This window comes from Pseudomarimonas salicorniae (genome assembly GCF_023156535.1).
GTDB classification, from domain to species: Bacteria; Pseudomonadota; Gammaproteobacteria; order Xanthomonadales; family Xanthomonadaceae; genus Pseudomarimonas; species Pseudomarimonas salicorniae.
Genome location: NZ_JALNMH010000007.1, coordinates 1 through 13,692, shown reverse-complemented (window position 1 = coordinate 13,692; position 13,692 = coordinate 1). Strand labels below are relative to the sequence as shown.

At 69.7% G+C, this 13,692-nt stretch carries 14 protein-coding genes and 1 other RNA gene; 12 read left to right on the top strand and 3 right to left on the bottom strand.

What is annotated here, in order from left to right:
* Nucleotides 1-28 precede the first annotated feature (28 nt).
* Genes purF through M0G41_RS09115 form a run of 4 tightly spaced genes read left to right on the top strand, consistent with a single transcriptional unit; the run spans nucleotide 29 to nucleotide 4,917 of the window.
* Entirely contained in the window at nucleotides 29-1,498 is a 1,470-nt protein-coding gene (gene purF / locus M0G41_RS09130) for an amidophosphoribosyltransferase (protein ID WP_248208327.1), read from the top strand.
* Complete coding sequence (locus tag M0G41_RS09125) at nucleotides 1,488-2,324, top strand: ferritin-like domain-containing protein (RefSeq protein ID WP_248208319.1); 837 nt, start codon at nucleotides 1,488-1,490, stop codon at nucleotides 2,322-2,324. The genes purF and M0G41_RS09125 overlap by 11 nt, the downstream gene beginning before the upstream one ends.
* Nucleotides 2,325-2,350: 26 nt before the next feature.
* On the top strand, nucleotides 2,351-3,499 hold the full coding sequence (locus M0G41_RS09120; protein WP_248208316.1) for a hypothetical protein: 1,149 nt from the start codon (nucleotides 2,351-2,353) through the stop codon (nucleotides 3,497-3,499).
* The gene (locus M0G41_RS09115; protein WP_248208315.1) at nucleotides 3,496-4,917 is read left to right on the top strand and encodes a hypothetical protein; all 1,422 of its coding nucleotides are present in this window, start codon (nucleotides 3,496-3,498) and stop codon (nucleotides 4,915-4,917) included. The genes M0G41_RS09120 and M0G41_RS09115 overlap by 4 nt, the downstream gene beginning before the upstream one ends.
* Here the strand turns inward: M0G41_RS09115 and M0G41_RS18815 are convergent.
* Genes M0G41_RS18815 through M0G41_RS09100 form a run of 3 tightly spaced genes read right to left on the bottom strand, consistent with a single transcriptional unit; the run spans nucleotide 4,880 to nucleotide 7,222 of the window.
* On the bottom strand, nucleotides 4,880-6,049 hold the full coding sequence (locus M0G41_RS18815; protein WP_248208313.1) for a glycosyltransferase: 1,170 nt from the start codon (nucleotides 6,047-6,049) through the stop codon (nucleotides 4,880-4,882). The two genes, M0G41_RS09115 and M0G41_RS18815, sit on opposite strands and share 38 nt — an antisense overlap.
* Entirely contained in the window at nucleotides 6,036-6,452 is a 417-nt protein-coding gene (locus M0G41_RS09105; protein WP_248208311.1) for a DUF2304 domain-containing protein, read from the bottom strand. Before M0G41_RS09105 ends, M0G41_RS18815 begins: the two co-directional genes overlap by 14 nt.
* Nucleotides 6,449-7,222, bottom strand: a complete 774-nt coding sequence (locus M0G41_RS09100; RefSeq protein WP_248208304.1) for a glycosyltransferase family 2 protein — start codon at nucleotides 7,220-7,222, stop codon at nucleotides 6,449-6,451. Before M0G41_RS09100 ends, M0G41_RS09105 begins: the two co-directional genes overlap by 4 nt.
* Before the next feature lie 101 nt (nucleotides 7,223-7,323).
* Between M0G41_RS09100 and M0G41_RS09095 the strand changes: the two genes are divergently transcribed.
* The 8 genes from M0G41_RS09095 (at nucleotide 7,324) to rpiA (ending at nucleotide 13,392) form a co-directional block, all read left to right on the top strand.
* Nucleotides 7,324-8,196 carry a hypothetical protein gene (locus M0G41_RS09095; protein ID WP_248208301.1) on the top strand — a complete coding sequence of 291 codons (873 nt, stop codon included), beginning with the start codon at nucleotides 7,324-7,326 and terminating at the stop codon, nucleotides 8,194-8,196.
* Nucleotides 8,197-8,208: 12 nt separating this feature from the next.
* Nucleotides 8,209-8,694: a hypothetical protein gene (locus M0G41_RS09090; RefSeq protein ID WP_248208299.1), complete on the top strand. Its 486-nt coding sequence runs from the start codon at nucleotides 8,209-8,211 to the stop codon at nucleotides 8,692-8,694.
* A gap of 53 nt (nucleotides 8,695-8,747) precedes the next feature.
* Nucleotides 8,748-10,148, top strand: coding sequence for a hypothetical protein (locus M0G41_RS09085; protein WP_248208297.1), 1,401 nt, complete (start codon nucleotides 8,748-8,750; stop codon nucleotides 10,146-10,148).
* Between the two features lie 159 nt (nucleotides 10,149-10,307).
* Complete coding sequence (gene pip, locus M0G41_RS09080) at nucleotides 10,308-11,270, top strand: prolyl aminopeptidase (RefSeq protein ID WP_248208290.1); 963 nt, start codon at nucleotides 10,308-10,310, stop codon at nucleotides 11,268-11,270.
* A 216-nt stretch (nucleotides 11,271-11,486) separates the two neighbouring features.
* Nucleotides 11,487-11,673: non-coding RNA, 6S RNA (ssrS, locus tag M0G41_RS09075), on the top strand.
* Between the two features lie 25 nt (nucleotides 11,674-11,698).
* Nucleotides 11,699-12,271 carry a 5-formyltetrahydrofolate cyclo-ligase gene (locus M0G41_RS09070; protein WP_248208287.1) on the top strand — a complete coding sequence of 191 codons (573 nt, stop codon included), beginning with the start codon at nucleotides 11,699-11,701 and terminating at the stop codon, nucleotides 12,269-12,271.
* A 27-nt stretch (nucleotides 12,272-12,298) separates the two neighbouring features.
* Nucleotides 12,299-12,745 (top strand): EVE domain-containing protein, encoded by a 447-nt coding sequence (locus M0G41_RS09065; RefSeq protein WP_248208920.1) that lies wholly within the window; start codon nucleotides 12,299-12,301, stop codon nucleotides 12,743-12,745.
* Nucleotides 12,742-13,392, top strand: a complete 651-nt coding sequence (gene rpiA, locus M0G41_RS09060; RefSeq protein ID WP_248208285.1) for a ribose-5-phosphate isomerase RpiA — start codon at nucleotides 12,742-12,744, stop codon at nucleotides 13,390-13,392. The genes M0G41_RS09065 and rpiA overlap by 4 nt, the downstream gene beginning before the upstream one ends.
* Nucleotides 13,393-13,692 lie beyond the last annotated feature (300 nt).

Sequence of the window (13,692 nt, the reverse complement as noted above, 5' to 3'; positions counted from 1 at the left end):
TTCACAGGGCCAAGGCAAGGCAAAGATCATGTGCGGAATCCTTGGAATCGTCGCTTCGACCGACGTCGCCGGCGCGTTGTACGACGGCCTGACCGTGCTCCAGCACCGCGGCCAGGACGCGGCGGGCATCGCCACCAGCGAGGGTGGCCGGCTGCGCGTCCACAAGGGGAACGGACTGGTCAAGGATGTGTTCGACGAGGCGGCCATGGCCCTGCTGCGCGGTCGGGTGGGCATCGCCCACTGTCGCTATCCGACCGCCGGCTCCGAGGGCTCCGACGAGGCCCAACCCTTCTACGTCAACTCGCCCTACGGCATCGCGCTGGCGCACAACGGCAACCTGATCAATACCGACGCGCTGCGCCACGAGGTCTGGGAGCAGGACCGGCGCAACATCAATACCGAGTCCGACTCCGAGGTGCTGCTGAACATCTTCGCCCACGAGCTCGATGCGCAGCGCGTACTGACCCCGCAGGCGGCCATGGACGCGGTGACCAACGTGCATCGCCGCTGCAAGGGCGGTTACGCCGCGGTGGCCCAGGTGCTGGGGCTGGGTCTGGTGGCCTTCCGCGATCCTCACGGTGTGCGCCCGCTGGTGCTGGGCAAGCGCGAGGTAGCCGGCATGACCGAGTACGCAGTGGCCTCGGAATCCGTCGCCCTCGATCTGATGGGCTTTGCCCGGCTGCGCGATGTGGCGCCCGGCGAGGCCATCGTCGTCACCCTGAAGGGCGAGCTGCACAGCGCCCCCTGGCCCGGCGACGTCGTCCATCGTCCCTGCGCATTCGAATACGTGTACTTCGCGCGCCCCGACTCGATGATGGACGACGTCAACGTGCACAAGGCGCGGATGCGGATGGGCGTGACCCTCGGCGAGAAGATCCTGCGCCTGCGCCCGGACCATGACATCGACACGGTGATCCCGATCCCCGACTCCTCGCGCGATGCCGCGCTGGAGGTCGCCAACGTCATCGGCGTGAAGTACCGCGAGGGCTTCATCAAGAACCGCTACGTCGGCCGCACCTTCATCATGCCGGGGCAGCACCAGCGGGCGAAGTCCGTGCGCCGCAAGCTCAATCCGATTCCGCTGGAGTTCCGCGGCCGGGTGGTCCTGCTGGTCGACGACTCCATTGTCCGCGGCACGACCAGCCAGCAGATCGTGCAGATGGCCCGCGAGGCAGGCGCGCGCAAGGTGTACCTGGCTTCCGCCGCGCCGCCGGTGCGCTATCCGAACATCTACGGCATCGACATGCCGGCCGCCGACGAGCTGGTGGCGCACGGCCGCAGCGTCGAGGAGATCGAGAAGGTGCTGGGCTGCGACTGGCTGATCTACCAGGACCTCGAGGACCTCGAGGCGGCGATCGCCGGCCCCAAGCGCGCCGGCATGCGCTTCGACACCTCGTGCTTCTCCGGCGAGTACGTGACCGGGGTCGACCACGACTACTTCGAGCGGCTGCAGCAGGCGCGGTCGGACAAGGCCAAGCAGCTGCGGCGTGCCTCCTGAGGCCACCTTCAGCGCAGGCGAGCTGCGCCGCGCCGCGCTCGCCGTCCTGCTGGCCGGCGATCCGCTGGAAAAGTCCGCCGCGGCTGGCGCCCTGGTCTCCGACTGGCAGGCCGGCCGGCTGTCGCTGGATGCGCAGCGGGCGCTCGAGCCCGTTGATGCGCCAGGTCGGCCGGCACGCCCCGAGCTGGTGCCGGTGCGCCAGGTGCCGCACCGTGGGCTCGGCAGCGCCGAGGGTCGCGCCGCCTTCCTCCACGCCATTGCCCATATCGAGTTCAACGCCATCAACCTGGCCACCGACGCGATGGCCCGCTTTCCCGGCATGCCCGAGGATTACTACACCGATTGGTTGAGCGTCGCCGGCGACGAGGCGCGGCATTTCACGATGCTGGTGAAACGGCTGGCTGAGTTGGGCTACGCTTACGGCGACTTTGTTGCCCACAACGGGCTCTGGGACATGGCTGCCAAGACCGCGCATTCCTGCCTGGCCCGCATGGCCCTGGTGCCTCGCGTCCTCGAAGCGAGGGGGCTGGACGTCACGCCGGGCATGATCGAGCGGCTGCGTGGCCTCGGCGACGAGGCCAGCGCCAGCATCCTCGAGGTGATCCTGGCCGAGGAGATCGGCCACGTCGCGGTTGGCAGTCGCTGGTTCGGCTGGCTGTGCGCGCAGCAGGGGGTGCCACCGCGGCGCACCTTCATCGGCCTGGTCCGCGAGCACGCGCGCGGCGCGCTGCGTGGTCCGTTCAATCGTCCCGCCCGGCGCGATGCCGGCTTCGACGACGACGAGCTGGACCAGCTTGAGGTCCTCGCAGGGGCGCCGGCCCGGTGAACGCGACGCGGCGTCGATGGCTGTGCATGGCGCTCTGCGCCTTGGGCCTGCCGCTGGTGTGGCTGGCGATGGCGGCCTTCCTCGGGGGCGCGCGCTGGCAGCCGGAGCAGGTGCGCGAGATTCCGCTGGCCAGCGCCCAGTCACGGACCTCCGCCCTGGAGGCGACGGACGCAGGGCTGCTCGTACGCGGCATGGATGCCGAGGGCCGCGCCCTGGTGCTGTTCCCGACCGCCACTTTCTCCCTCGACGAGCTGCCGATGCTGCGGGTCCGACTTTCCGGCACCACGCCCCTGCATGCCGCGAGGCTGGTGGCGGGACGGGGAGAGGCGCTTGCCGTGGCGCCCTATCCCGGGCATCCCGAAGGTGAGGTCGTGCGCAACCTGCGCCGGGCAGGCTTCAAGGCAGAGGTGCAGGATCACGTCGGGCTGCTGATCTCGCCTCCCGACACCCTGCCCGCCGCCGCCGCGGACGCCGTGGACATCCGGATCCATTCCGTTCGCCTGGAATCGCCCAGCCTGCCGGCGCAGGCCGAGGCGCTGTTGCGGGCCTGGTTCGGCTACCGCCCCTGGATCGGCCGCTCGAACCATACGGCCGGATTCGAGCACGGCGGCCAGCCGCTGCCGGGCCTGGCGGTCGGTCTTTCGCTGTGGCTGCTGTGGTCGGCCGCGATCATCTGGCTGACACGCGCCAGGCAGCCGATGCGCCGGTTCGGTGCCCTCGTCCTCTTCGCTGCACTCCTGCTGGGGGTAGTGCAACTGCAGGGGCAGCTGCTGCGTGCGGAGGTGGCGCAGCTGTCGGCCTCGGCCGCCCGGCACGCCGGTGGGCTGCCGCAGTCGGCCCTGCCGGCTCTGGAGCGTGAGGTTGCCGAGGCCTCGGCCGGTTGGGATGCCTCGGACCGGCGCAAGGTGGTGGTCTGGGGCGGCAACGGCTTTCTCCGCGAGTACCCGGTCTGGCTGCTCCGCGCGCACAACGTGGGCGGGCTGCAGCGCCCTGAACAGCTCGATCGGTTGCCGGCCGACGAGCCGGCCATCCTGCTGCTTGCGGGTCAGGCCGGCTGGCGCTTCGATCCGCTCTCGGGACGCCTCCATCTCGGGAAGATCTCCCGGCCCGCCCGTCCAGAGTTTCGCGGCAGCTGGGTGCATACCTTCGTGCTCGGGGGGAGCGCCACGCCATGAGCGCAACAGGCTACCTGCTGGCGCTGACTGTGAGCGGACTCGCCGGAGCCGCTGTGCTCTGGTCGAGCGCGGTCAGGAAGGGCGGCGCGCAGCGCGGCGACCTGCTGCTCTGCGCTTGTGGGGGCTTCCTTCTGGGCCCTCTTCTGTTGGGGTGCCTGCTCTGGGCGCAGGGTGCCGCCCCCATCGCACAGGCCGTGCTGACCGCGCTGGCGGGAATCGGCCTGTTGGCGCCGATCGCCTGGCTGCTGCGGCGCCGGCTGCCGGCAGGGCAGGGAGGGCCCGCAAGCCCGGCGCCGCGAGCCGGGGACGCTCCGGCGCGCTGGCTGGGCCCGGTCTCGCTGGCCCTGCTCGCGGTCGGATTCACCCTGTGCCTGGTGCAGGCCTGGTCCCTGCCGATCCTGACCTGGGATGCCTGGAACGCCTGGCTGGCCAAGGCCCGGGCCTGGACCGAGGTCGGCGCCTTCCTGCCGGTGCTGGGCGTCGAGGACTGGCTTGCCGCGCCTGCGGGCAGCGCCTTGGCCAATGTGGCCCCGCGTTATCCCGAGGCCATCCCGCGCTGGCTGGCGGCGCTCATGTGGCTGCGCGGCGGCTGGTCCGACCCGTGGGCCGCGCTGGTCTGGCCGCTGATCTGGCTGGCCGGCGGTGGCCTGCTCGCCGGCGCCCTGCGCAGCCGCGGGGCGACCTGGCCGGCCTCGCTTGCGGCCGCCGCGCTTCTCCTCACCCTGCCCATGGTCGCCGCCCACGGCACGCTGGCCGGTTACATGGACCTGTGGCTGGCGCTGACCGTCCTGCTTGCCGTCGTGCTTGGCGATCGCTGGCTGCGGGAACGCCGGGCCGGCCCCGCCCTTGGCTGGCTGCTGGCGGTCCTGCTGCTGCCGGCGATCAAGCTCGAGGGCGCGGTCTACGCCCTGCTGCTGATCGCGGCGTTTCTCGCGTGGTGGCTGCCCAGCGGCTGGCGGCTCGCCGCGGTCGTGGTCCTGGTCGCGGTCGTTCTGCCTGTCTGGTGGCTCTGGGGGCTGTCCGTTCCCCTGCCGGGGCTGGGCTGGGCGCGCCTCTCGCCCGAAGAGATCCGCATGCCCCTGCTCGGGACGCTGACGCTGGAGTGGCGGCCGGTCACCGACAAGGTGCTGGAGTCGCTGTTCCTGCTGCCGAACTGGTCCCTGCTCTGGTATGTGGCGCCGCTGGCCTTGCTTGGCCTCCACCGTACCTGGCGTCGCGGCAGCCTCGCAGCGCCGGTCGCCTTCCTGACGGCCGTTGCCGCGTTCCACTTCGTCCTGTTCTTCCTGACCCCGGCCTCGGCATGGGCGGATGACCTGACCAGCCTCAACCGGTTGGTGCTGCACGTGGCCCCGGTCTGGGTCTGGCTGCTGGCGGCGGCGCTTACCCGGCCGCAAGCGCCTCGCGGTAGATACGCGTAGTCGCCCTGCAGACCTCGTCCATCGCGAAGTGCGCGTCGAACCGGGCGCGTCCGGCCGTGCCCAGCCGGGCCCGCAAGATGGGATCGTCGCGGAGACGGGCCAGGGCGTCGGCGATCTGGCCCGGGTCGCCGGGCGCCACCTGAAGGCCGGTCTCGCCGTCGATCACCACCTCCAGCATGCCGCTGCCGGCCAGGCGCGAGGCCAGCACCGGCTTGGCCGCGCGCATGGCCTCGAGCAGGACCAGTCCGAAGGCTTCGGCGCGGTCCGTGGAGGGCAGGCAGACCACGTCGCAGTCGCGATAGCAGGCCTCGACCTGGGCATCGTCGAGGTCGGTCAGGAAGCTGACCCGCGGGGCGATGCCCAGGCGATCGGCGAGCGCGCGCAGCGCGGGTTCCTGCTCACCGCGCCCGGCTATCACCAGGCTGGCGCCGTGGACGCGCGACAGCCCCTGCAACAGGTGCTCGAAGCCCTTGTAGTAGCTGAGTCGTCCCACCGCGAGCACGCGCAGGCCCGGCGCCGGCCAGGGGTGCGGCGTGCCCGGCGCCGTTGCGTCGCCAAGGGCCAGCGGCACGACCCGGCAGCGATCGCGGTGGGCCCGCAGGGCTGCGCTTGCCTCGAGATAGGTCGCGGAGGTGGCGATGACCCGTCCCGCCTTGCGCAGCAGCAGGCGTTCGAACACTGCATAGGCGGGGTAGGCCAGCCGCAGGCCTCCATGGCCGGTGTCGAGCGGAATGTCGGCGTGCCAGTGGAGCACCCAGGGCAGGCGACGCGCGGCAGGCAGCCAGAGCGCATGGAAGGCGGCCGGATTGGGCAGATGGAAATGCAGCACCTGCGGCCGGTGTTCGGCGATGGCCTTGGCAAGGTGCCATGGCCAGGCCGGCGCCAGCGGCGTGAACAGCCACTGGCCGTAGCTGCGGCAGAGGAAGACCGTGCGCCCGTCGAGGATCCGGCGCGACGATTCGCGGCGATCATGGGCAATGACCGCGGGGTCCAGCCCTTGCCGGACCTGCGCCGCGCTCAGCGCGTCGAGAAAGCGTTCGATGCCGCCCGGTTCGGGCGGGAAGTACTTGCCGACATGGAGGACCCGGAGCGCAGCGGGGGTCGCGTCCGTCGTGGCGTCAGCCGGCCTCACGGCGGGCCGGAGGGGTCCGGGGCTGGCGCGGGCGCCCTTCGAGGGGGGGCTCCTGGCTGTCGGCCTGCTGCGAATGGCCGAATTCGTACTCCATCAGCGCCAGTTTCTGGGTCAGCCTGCGCAGCCTGCGCTCCTTGCGTGCCAGCTCGATATCGGTGACCAGCAGCTTGATCAGGGTGGCCAGGACGGCGAGCACCAGCAGCAGGATCGGCGGGTAGGACACGCCCAGGGCGGCGCCCACCCGGTCGACCCACTGCGGGAAGATGCCGAGCAGCAGGGCGACCGAGGCCGCGAACAGCCACCAGGCCGCCTGGCCGCCGTGCAGATGCCCGAGGCGGACCAGCAGCAGGATGCTTCCGGCGAACAGGGTGCCCAGCAGGGCGGCGGTCAGCGGCAGGGTCAAATCCGGGCCTCGTAATGGCGCAGGGGCCTGCCGCCGAAGCGGCCGACCCGGGCGATGCAGAGCAGGGTGGTCTGGACCATGTAGTAGCCGACCGTGATCCAGGATGCGAACACCCTGGAATGCCCAGCACGCCGCGGATACATCTTAACAGGTGTTTCCGCCACCCGCAGGCCGTGCCGGCGGGCCAGCAGCAGGACGCCGACGTCCTGGTAGTCGAGCAGGGTGGCTTCGCTGGAGGACAGGATGTCGATCGCCTCCGATCCATAGCAGCGGAAGCCCGAGGTCAGGTCCTCCACGCGCAGGCCTGAGAGCATGCGGAACCAGCGCCAGGCGAGCTTGCGGGCCGGGCTCAGGCGGTTCGGGAAGGTGCCGATCACGATATCGGCGCCCAGCTCGCGGTGCGCCCGCTGCAGGTCGGGGATGCACAGCGGCTCGTGCTGGCCGTCGGCATCCAGGGTGATCACCTGCCGGTAGCCCTGGCGGCGGGCAAAGCGCAGGCCGGCCTGCGTCGCGCCCCAGGCGCCCAGCTGCAGCGGCAGTTCCAGCACCCGCGCGCCGTGACGGCGGGCGACGGTGGCGGTATCGTCGGTGCTGGCATCCGAGATCACCAGCACATGCGGGCCCACGCGGGGGACCAGCTGGTCGAGCAGGGCGCCGATCGAGGCTTCCTCGTCGCGCGCTGGGATGACGAAGAGGGTGCGCGCAACCGAGCGGCCGCCGGGAAGAACCCTGAGCCGGCGACGGGAATGCGAGTGGGACGATCTGCTCATGTCCTGCGTATAGTACCGGTGAGCGCCGTTTCCCGTCGCCTGCGAGGCAGGTTTCCCCGGGCGGCAGGCGCGAGCATCCGGATCTCATTGGGAGTGACACCATGAACAACGTCGGTTTTCGACAGATCGCGTCGCTGGGCGCGCTGGCCCTGGCCCTCGGCCTGAGCGCCGGCTCCGCGCAGGCCTGCTCCATCGACGCCTGGACGACCAGCAGCGGCTCGCCGCTGGCCGGTGGCCCGCTTGAGGGCGCTCTGGGAAGCGCTACACGGAACGTGCCGCGCTACATGGGCCTCTGCGGCCTGCAGGCAGCAGCGGGTGGTAACAGCTATGTCGCCGTCGACCACGGTCAGGCGGAGACCACCTACCGCGCCCGTTTCTACTTCTATGCCTCGTCGACGGCCCCGGCGACGGTCATGCAGTCCTATTCCGACGTCGGCGCCAGCACGGCCGTGATTACGGTGACCTACGATCCGTCCGGCTCCATCTCGGCCACGGTTCCGGGGTCGACGATCGCCCCGATCACCGGCATCGTGGCGAATCGCTGGTATGGCGTTGAAGTCACGCGAATCGTCGGTCAGCCGGCAGTTCTGGCGGTGCGCGGCGGCGGCGGCGGCGGTGTCGGCGGCAGCCCGTCCCAGGCGCGTCAGTCGATTCCTCTGGTGAACGCGACCAGCACCGGTACTGGCAATGCCACCGGCAACGGGGTGCGCGTCACCCGTCTGGGTGCAGTCGGTCCCACCACCGGCACCATCGCAGTGGACGAGTTCGAAGCCTCCCGCGGTAGCAGCGCCATCGGATTCCGCCTGCGCGCCGACGCCAATACCTCCGGCGGCGTGGACGCTGGTGACATCTCGGCGGTGGCTCGCGAGGCAGTGTCTCCCGGGTCGTTCCTTGGCGCGGCCGACTGCAACGAAAGCGGCGGCGTGGACGCCGGTGACATTGGCTGTACTGCCCGCATTGCGGTCGGTCTGTAAGGAGAAACGAACATGCGTATCCAGAAGTCCCGTTTCCTCGCTCTTGCCGCTCTGTCGGCCTTCTCCGCTGGCGCTATGGCGCAGTCCTCCCTGCTCGCTGAGTACGACGCCAAGGGCGGTGTGAACTTCGAGTTTGTCTCCGATGCGAGCAGCGCGGTGTCGTCCCTGCAGATCGAACTGCCCCTCCGCGAAGCGGCCAAGGGAGCCAAGGTGCCCGAGGAATGCCTCCAGGCGCCGCGCGGGTTTGCAGCGCTGTGCAATATCGACGGCCTGACCTTCAAGGCGGTCGTCTACTCGACTAACCCGGACGCCGCGCTGCCCTCGACCAAGCTCGGGCGGATCCAGCTTCCCGCGGGCGCGCTGAGCGTGGCCAAGTCGGGTGAAGTGGAAGGGCTTGTGTTGAAGGCCTACGATGGTATGGCAAAGTCGGTGCCTTCCGAGGTACTCTCCGCGCCCAAGGGTGCCGACTCGGCCCGGCGCTCTCAGCAGGAGCGTTGAGGCGGTCGCGTCCTCTCGCTTAACAGCCTGACATCAGAAAAGGGGTCTATAGAATGAAACACAATGCGCTCGCCCTGTGCTTCCTGGGGCTGATGGGTTTCGCCGGCGCCGCGTCGGCAACCCTCAATGCCGGCAGTTCCAATCCGTCTCCCGGTGCCACCAACCAGTCAACTCTGATCACCTACGAGACTCGCGCCGGTATCGGCGCGGTCGGCTTCGGCATCAGCATCACCGATCCCAATGACGTCATCGTCGACGCGACGGTGCAGTTCCAGGTCTTTGATCGCGATGCATCGGGCGGCACCGGTGCCTTCGTCAACTGCGACGGTACCAACTACAGCACTGCCGCGGGCACCAACATCGCCTGCTCGCAGTCCGGTCAGTCTGCAACCTATGCCATTTCGCGCACCAGTGCGACGGACGTGCCGTCCCTGTCGAACAACATGCGCGTGGTCTACAGCATCAGCCCGACCGCGACTGACGGGCAGACCGCGACTTTCGCTTTCGGCGCGTACTGCACTGGCACCCAGACGCCGGCTGCGAATGGCTGCGTGGCCTACAACCGCACCAGCGATACCCAGCGTGATGACAGCCCGGCCACGCCGGTGGCCAACGATGGCACCGTGACCGTGACGGTCTCCGCCAACCGCACCCTGTCGTTCGCCCCTCCTGCCGGCACCACGATCGCCTTCGGTCCCGGTGCGGTGGGTTCGACCGACACCGAGGTGATTGCCGTGACTTCCTCGGGCAACCAGGGCACCGCCACCGTCACCGGCTGCGGAATCAGCGGCCCGGGTGCTTCGTCCTACTCGGTCACTCCGACCAGCCTGACCTTCAACGGCTCCAACCCGACCACGCAGAACCTCAACGTGACCTGCACCATCCCGGCTTCGGATGCGTCGGGCACCTTGACCTGCACCCAGACCGATGCGGGCGGCACACCGACTCAGCGTCAGTGGCCGCTGACCTGCGCCCCGGCCCCGGCCACTCCGGACGTCTCGGCCAGCCCGGCCGGCGGTGCGGTGTCGGTGGGCGGCGGTTCGGTCGGCTCGACGGCCAGCGGTTCGGTGGTCTTCACCGCGACCGGCGGTGCGGGCTCCGGCTCGGCGACCATCTCCTGCACCCGGACCAGCGGCACCCTGACCCTGGCCTTCACGGGCGGCACGCCGGGCACCACGGCGAACCAGACGGTCACCGGCTCGGCCGACCCGCTTGACCTGAGCTTCTTCGCCACCCTGACCGATGCGGCTCAGCCGAGCGTGGGCGCGTTCTCCTGCGTCATCACCGACGCGGGCGGCTCCGAGACGCTGAACTTCACCGCCTCGGCCCCGGCTGGCTCGACCTTCACTCCGCCTGCGGTGATCCCGGCCTCGTCGCTGTGGTCGCAGCTCGCCCTGATCGGCCTGTTCCTGGGTCTGGGCGGCCTGGTTCTGGTGGTCCGCCGCAACGGCTGATCGCTGAACCCGTAGTGTGATCCGGAAGGGGCGCTTTGGCGCCCCTTCTCTTATGCGGGGTTGCCCGAGCCCGCATTCCGCCGTACGCCGCGCCCGACTCCGGCTGACCGACGCGCCGGCTGCGGCTAAAGTGGTCGCCCCAGACCGAGGAGCCCCCGCATGGCCGACGCCCCCCGCCGCACGCTGTTCCCCGAGATCGAGCCCTACGACCACGGACGGCTGCAGGTCTCGGAGCGCCACTCGCTCTATTACGAACAGTGCGGAAACCCGCGCGGCAAGCCGGTCGTGATGGTTCACGGTGGCCCCGGCGGCGGCTGCAGCGCGGGCATGCGTCGCTTCCACGACCCGGCTCGCTACCGCATCATCCTGTTCGATCAGCGTGGCGCGGGACGGTCCACGCCGCACGCGGACCTGGTCGACAACACCACTTGGGATCTCGTGGCCGACATGGAACGGCTGCGCCAGCACCTCGGCATCGAGCGCTGGCAGGTGTTCGGCGGCTCCTGGGGATCGACGCTGGCCCTGGCCTACGCGCAGACCCATCCCGACCGCGCCACCGAGCTGGTGCTTCGCGGTATCTTCATGCTGCGCCGCTGGGAGCTCGAATGGTTCTACCAGGAAGGCGCATCTCGCCTGTTCCCCGACGCCTGGCAGCGCTATCTCGCGCCCATTCCGGAGGTCGAGCGTGGCGATCTGATCTCGGCCTTCCACCGGCGACTGACCTCGGAAGACCGCGACGTGCGCGTGCGCGCCGCCCGGGCCTGGTCGGTCTGGGAGGCGGCGACCAGCTTCCTGCACCAGGATCCCAACTTCATGTCGGCGCACGAGGCCGACGATTTCGCCCTGGCCTTCGCCCGCATCGAATGCCACTACTTCGTCAACGGCGGCTTCTTCGAGGTCGAGGACCAGCTGCTGCGGGACGTCGGGAAGATCCGCAGGATCCCGGCCACCATCGTGCACGGCCGTTACGACGTCGTCTGTCCGCTGCAGAGCGCCTGGGAGCTGCATCAGGCCTGGCCCGAGGCACGGCTCGAGATCATTGCCGACGCCGGCCACTCGGCCTTCGAGCCTGGCAATGTGGATGCGCTGGTGCGGGCGACGGAGAGCTACGCGGCGGGCTGAACCAGAACGGGGCTGCGGCGAACCCGGCGCTGCCCGGGCGGAACGGGCCTGCCGAGGCGCTGCGAAGGCCGGAGGCTGCCGGGCTCCCCGTTCCGAGGCGCTCTCGAATCGGTGAGGATGGCGTGCCGGACGAGGCCCTCCGCAGGCAGTGAACCGAGCCCCGATTCCCGCTCGCAGTTCAGCCAGTCCGGGCCCAGCCTTGCTACACTTCAGGCGCGTCTTCTGCCGTGTTCGACAGCCTGCGCTTTCATTTGCCTTGACCCTAAATAACGACCCCGGGGGCGCAACAACCCGGCCGGAGTGCATGTCCGCCACGAGCGGGAAGCCCGAAGCCGGTTGAGCTCTCCCACCTGATCCTCGGGATCAAGGTCGTTAGCGCAGGCGACGACACGGCGGAGGACGTTTCCTTTTTCCCCGAGCGGGACGCCATGGCCACCGATCCCCGACAGGGGCTGCGCGCCGAGCTGCGCGCGCGCCGTCACGCGCTGGATGCCCGCGCCCGCATGGCCGCGGGGCAGGCGATCGCCGATGCGCTCCGCCCCAGCCTCGGCGGCTATGTCGCCGGCTACTGGGCGGTGGACGGCGAGGTGCCCCTGCTTGGGCTGCTAAGCGGCCCGCAGGATTTCGTTTATTGCCTGCCCGTTCTGCAACCCGGCAAGCGCCTGCGTTTCGCGCCGTGGCGCGCCGGTGATGCGCTGGTCCAGAATCGATTCGGCATTCCCGAGCCCGACCTGCAGCCCTCGTCCCTGCTCGAGCCCGAGGCGCTCGACCACGTTCTGGTGCCCCTGCTCGGCTTCGATGGCCGCGGGCATCGCCTGGGTACCGGCGGCGGCTACTACGATCGCAGCTTTGCATTCCGCCATCAGCACCGCGGGGCGCCCCGCCTGGTGGGCATCGGCTACGCCTGCCAGCGGGTGGAGCGGCTGCCGGCCGCCGACTGGGACGTGCCACTGGATCTTGTTGCCACGGAAAAAGGGCTGGTCGAGCCCGCTCAGGACTGAAAAGGAGGTCGCTTGAACTACTGGTTGATGAAGTCGGAGCCCGAGGAGTTCTCGATCGACGATCTGGCCCGGGTTGGCGTCGAGCCCTGGACCGGCGTGCGCAATTACCAGGCGCGCAACTTCATGCGTGATGGCATGCGCGATGGCGATGGCGTGCTCTTCTACCACTCCAACACCCAGCCGCCGGGCATCGTCGGCATCGCCCGGGTCAAGGGCGAAGCCTATCCGGACCCGACCCAGTTCGATCCGGAGAGTGACTACCATGATCCCAAGAGCAGCCCCGACGCGCCGCGATGGCTGCTGCGCGACATCGCCTTCGAGCGCAGGTTCGCGCGCTGCATCACGCTGGACGAGCTGAAGGCCGCTGCCGGCCGGCTGGGCGACTTCGCCCTCCTCAATCGCGGCAACCGGCTGTCGGTGCTGCCGGTGAGCGCCGCGCAGTGGAAGACGATCCTCAAGATGGAGAACGCATGATGGATGCCCGCGAAGCACTCAAGAAGCAATCGGCCGAGCGCGCCCTGCGCTATGTGGAAGAGGGCACGGTGGTCGGCGTCGGAACCGGCTCGACGGTGAAGTACTTCATCGAGGGCCTGGCCGATTTTCGCGACCGCATCGAAGGCGCCGTGTCCAGCTCCGAGCAGAGCACCGCCCTGCTCAAGCAGATCGGCATCCCCGTGCTCGACCTCAACGCCACCGGCACCCTGCCGCTCTACGTCGACGGCGCCGACGAGTGCGACCCGCACCGCCGGCTGATCAAGGGCGGCGGTGCGGCCCTGACCCGCGAGAAGATCATTGCCGCCTGCAGCCAGCGCTTCGTCTGCGTGATCGACGGCGCCAAGCAGGTGGATATCCTCGGGGGATTCCCGCTGCCGGTCGAGGTCATTCCCATGGCCCGTTCCTATGTTGCCCGGCAGCTGGTGGCGCTGGGCGGGCAGCCGGTCTGGCGCGATGGCGTCACCACGGACAACGGCAACGCGATACTCGATGTCCACAACCTGCGCATCGTCGACCCGGTGGCGCTGGAGAAGGCGATCAACCAGATTGTCGGCGTGGTCACCGTCGGCCTTTTCGCCGCCCGGGCGGCTGATGTGGTGATCGTCGACGGCAAGGAGCGAGGCTAGCGCTCCGCCCAGCTTGCAGGGGCCCGGGCGGGAGGCAGGTTCGGGCGCAAACCGGACATTCGCCACCGACCCCGATCGGGCGGGCTCTTCGTAGGAGCGGACATGGCCGCGACCGCGGAGATTCGCTCTGGCCGCCGTCTGTGGTGAATACGCCGCGCCGCGGTCGCGCCCATGTGTGCTCCTTCTATGTGCCGTCCACTGTCAACCTCTGGTTGCTTGCTTCTTTGCTTTCCTGATGTCTGGCGTGGCGGTTGCTGTTCGGGCGTTCGACCGTGTGCGTCGAGACCACCTTCTATCCGT

Bases quoted from the DNA above. Each gene is read 5' to 3' on its own strand.
- M0G41_RS09085 (WP_248208297.1), top strand. From the start codon at position 8,748: ATGAAACACAATGCGCTCGCCCTGTGCTTCCTGGGGCTGATGGGTTTC.
- M0G41_RS09065 (WP_248208920.1), top strand. From the start codon at position 12,299: ATGAAGTCGGAGCCCGAGGAGTTCTCGATCGACGATCTGGCCCGGGTT.
- M0G41_RS09120 (WP_248208316.1), top strand. From the start codon at position 2,351: ATGGCGCTCTGCGCCTTGGGCCTGCCGCTGGTGTGGCTGGCGATGGCG.
- M0G41_RS09115 (WP_248208315.1), top strand. From the start codon at position 3,496: ATGAGCGCAACAGGCTACCTGCTGGCGCTGACTGTGAGCGGACTCGCC.
- M0G41_RS09100 (WP_248208304.1), bottom strand. From the start codon at position 7,222: ATGAGCAGATCGTCCCACTCGCATTCCCGTCGCCGGCTCAGGGTTCTT.
- M0G41_RS09095 (WP_248208301.1), top strand. From the start codon at position 7,324: ATGAACAACGTCGGTTTTCGACAGATCGCGTCGCTGGGCGCGCTGGCC.
- pip (WP_248208290.1), top strand. From the start codon at position 10,308: ATGGCCGACGCCCCCCGCCGCACGCTGTTCCCCGAGATCGAGCCCTAC.
- M0G41_RS09070 (WP_248208287.1), top strand. From the start codon at position 11,699: ATGGCCACCGATCCCCGACAGGGGCTGCGCGCCGAGCTGCGCGCGCGC.
- M0G41_RS09090 (WP_248208299.1), top strand. From the start codon at position 8,209: ATGCGTATCCAGAAGTCCCGTTTCCTCGCTCTTGCCGCTCTGTCGGCC.
- rpiA (WP_248208285.1), top strand. From the start codon at position 12,742: ATGATGGATGCCCGCGAAGCACTCAAGAAGCAATCGGCCGAGCGCGCC.
- purF (WP_248208327.1), top strand. From the start codon at position 29: ATGTGCGGAATCCTTGGAATCGTCGCTTCGACCGACGTCGCCGGCGCG.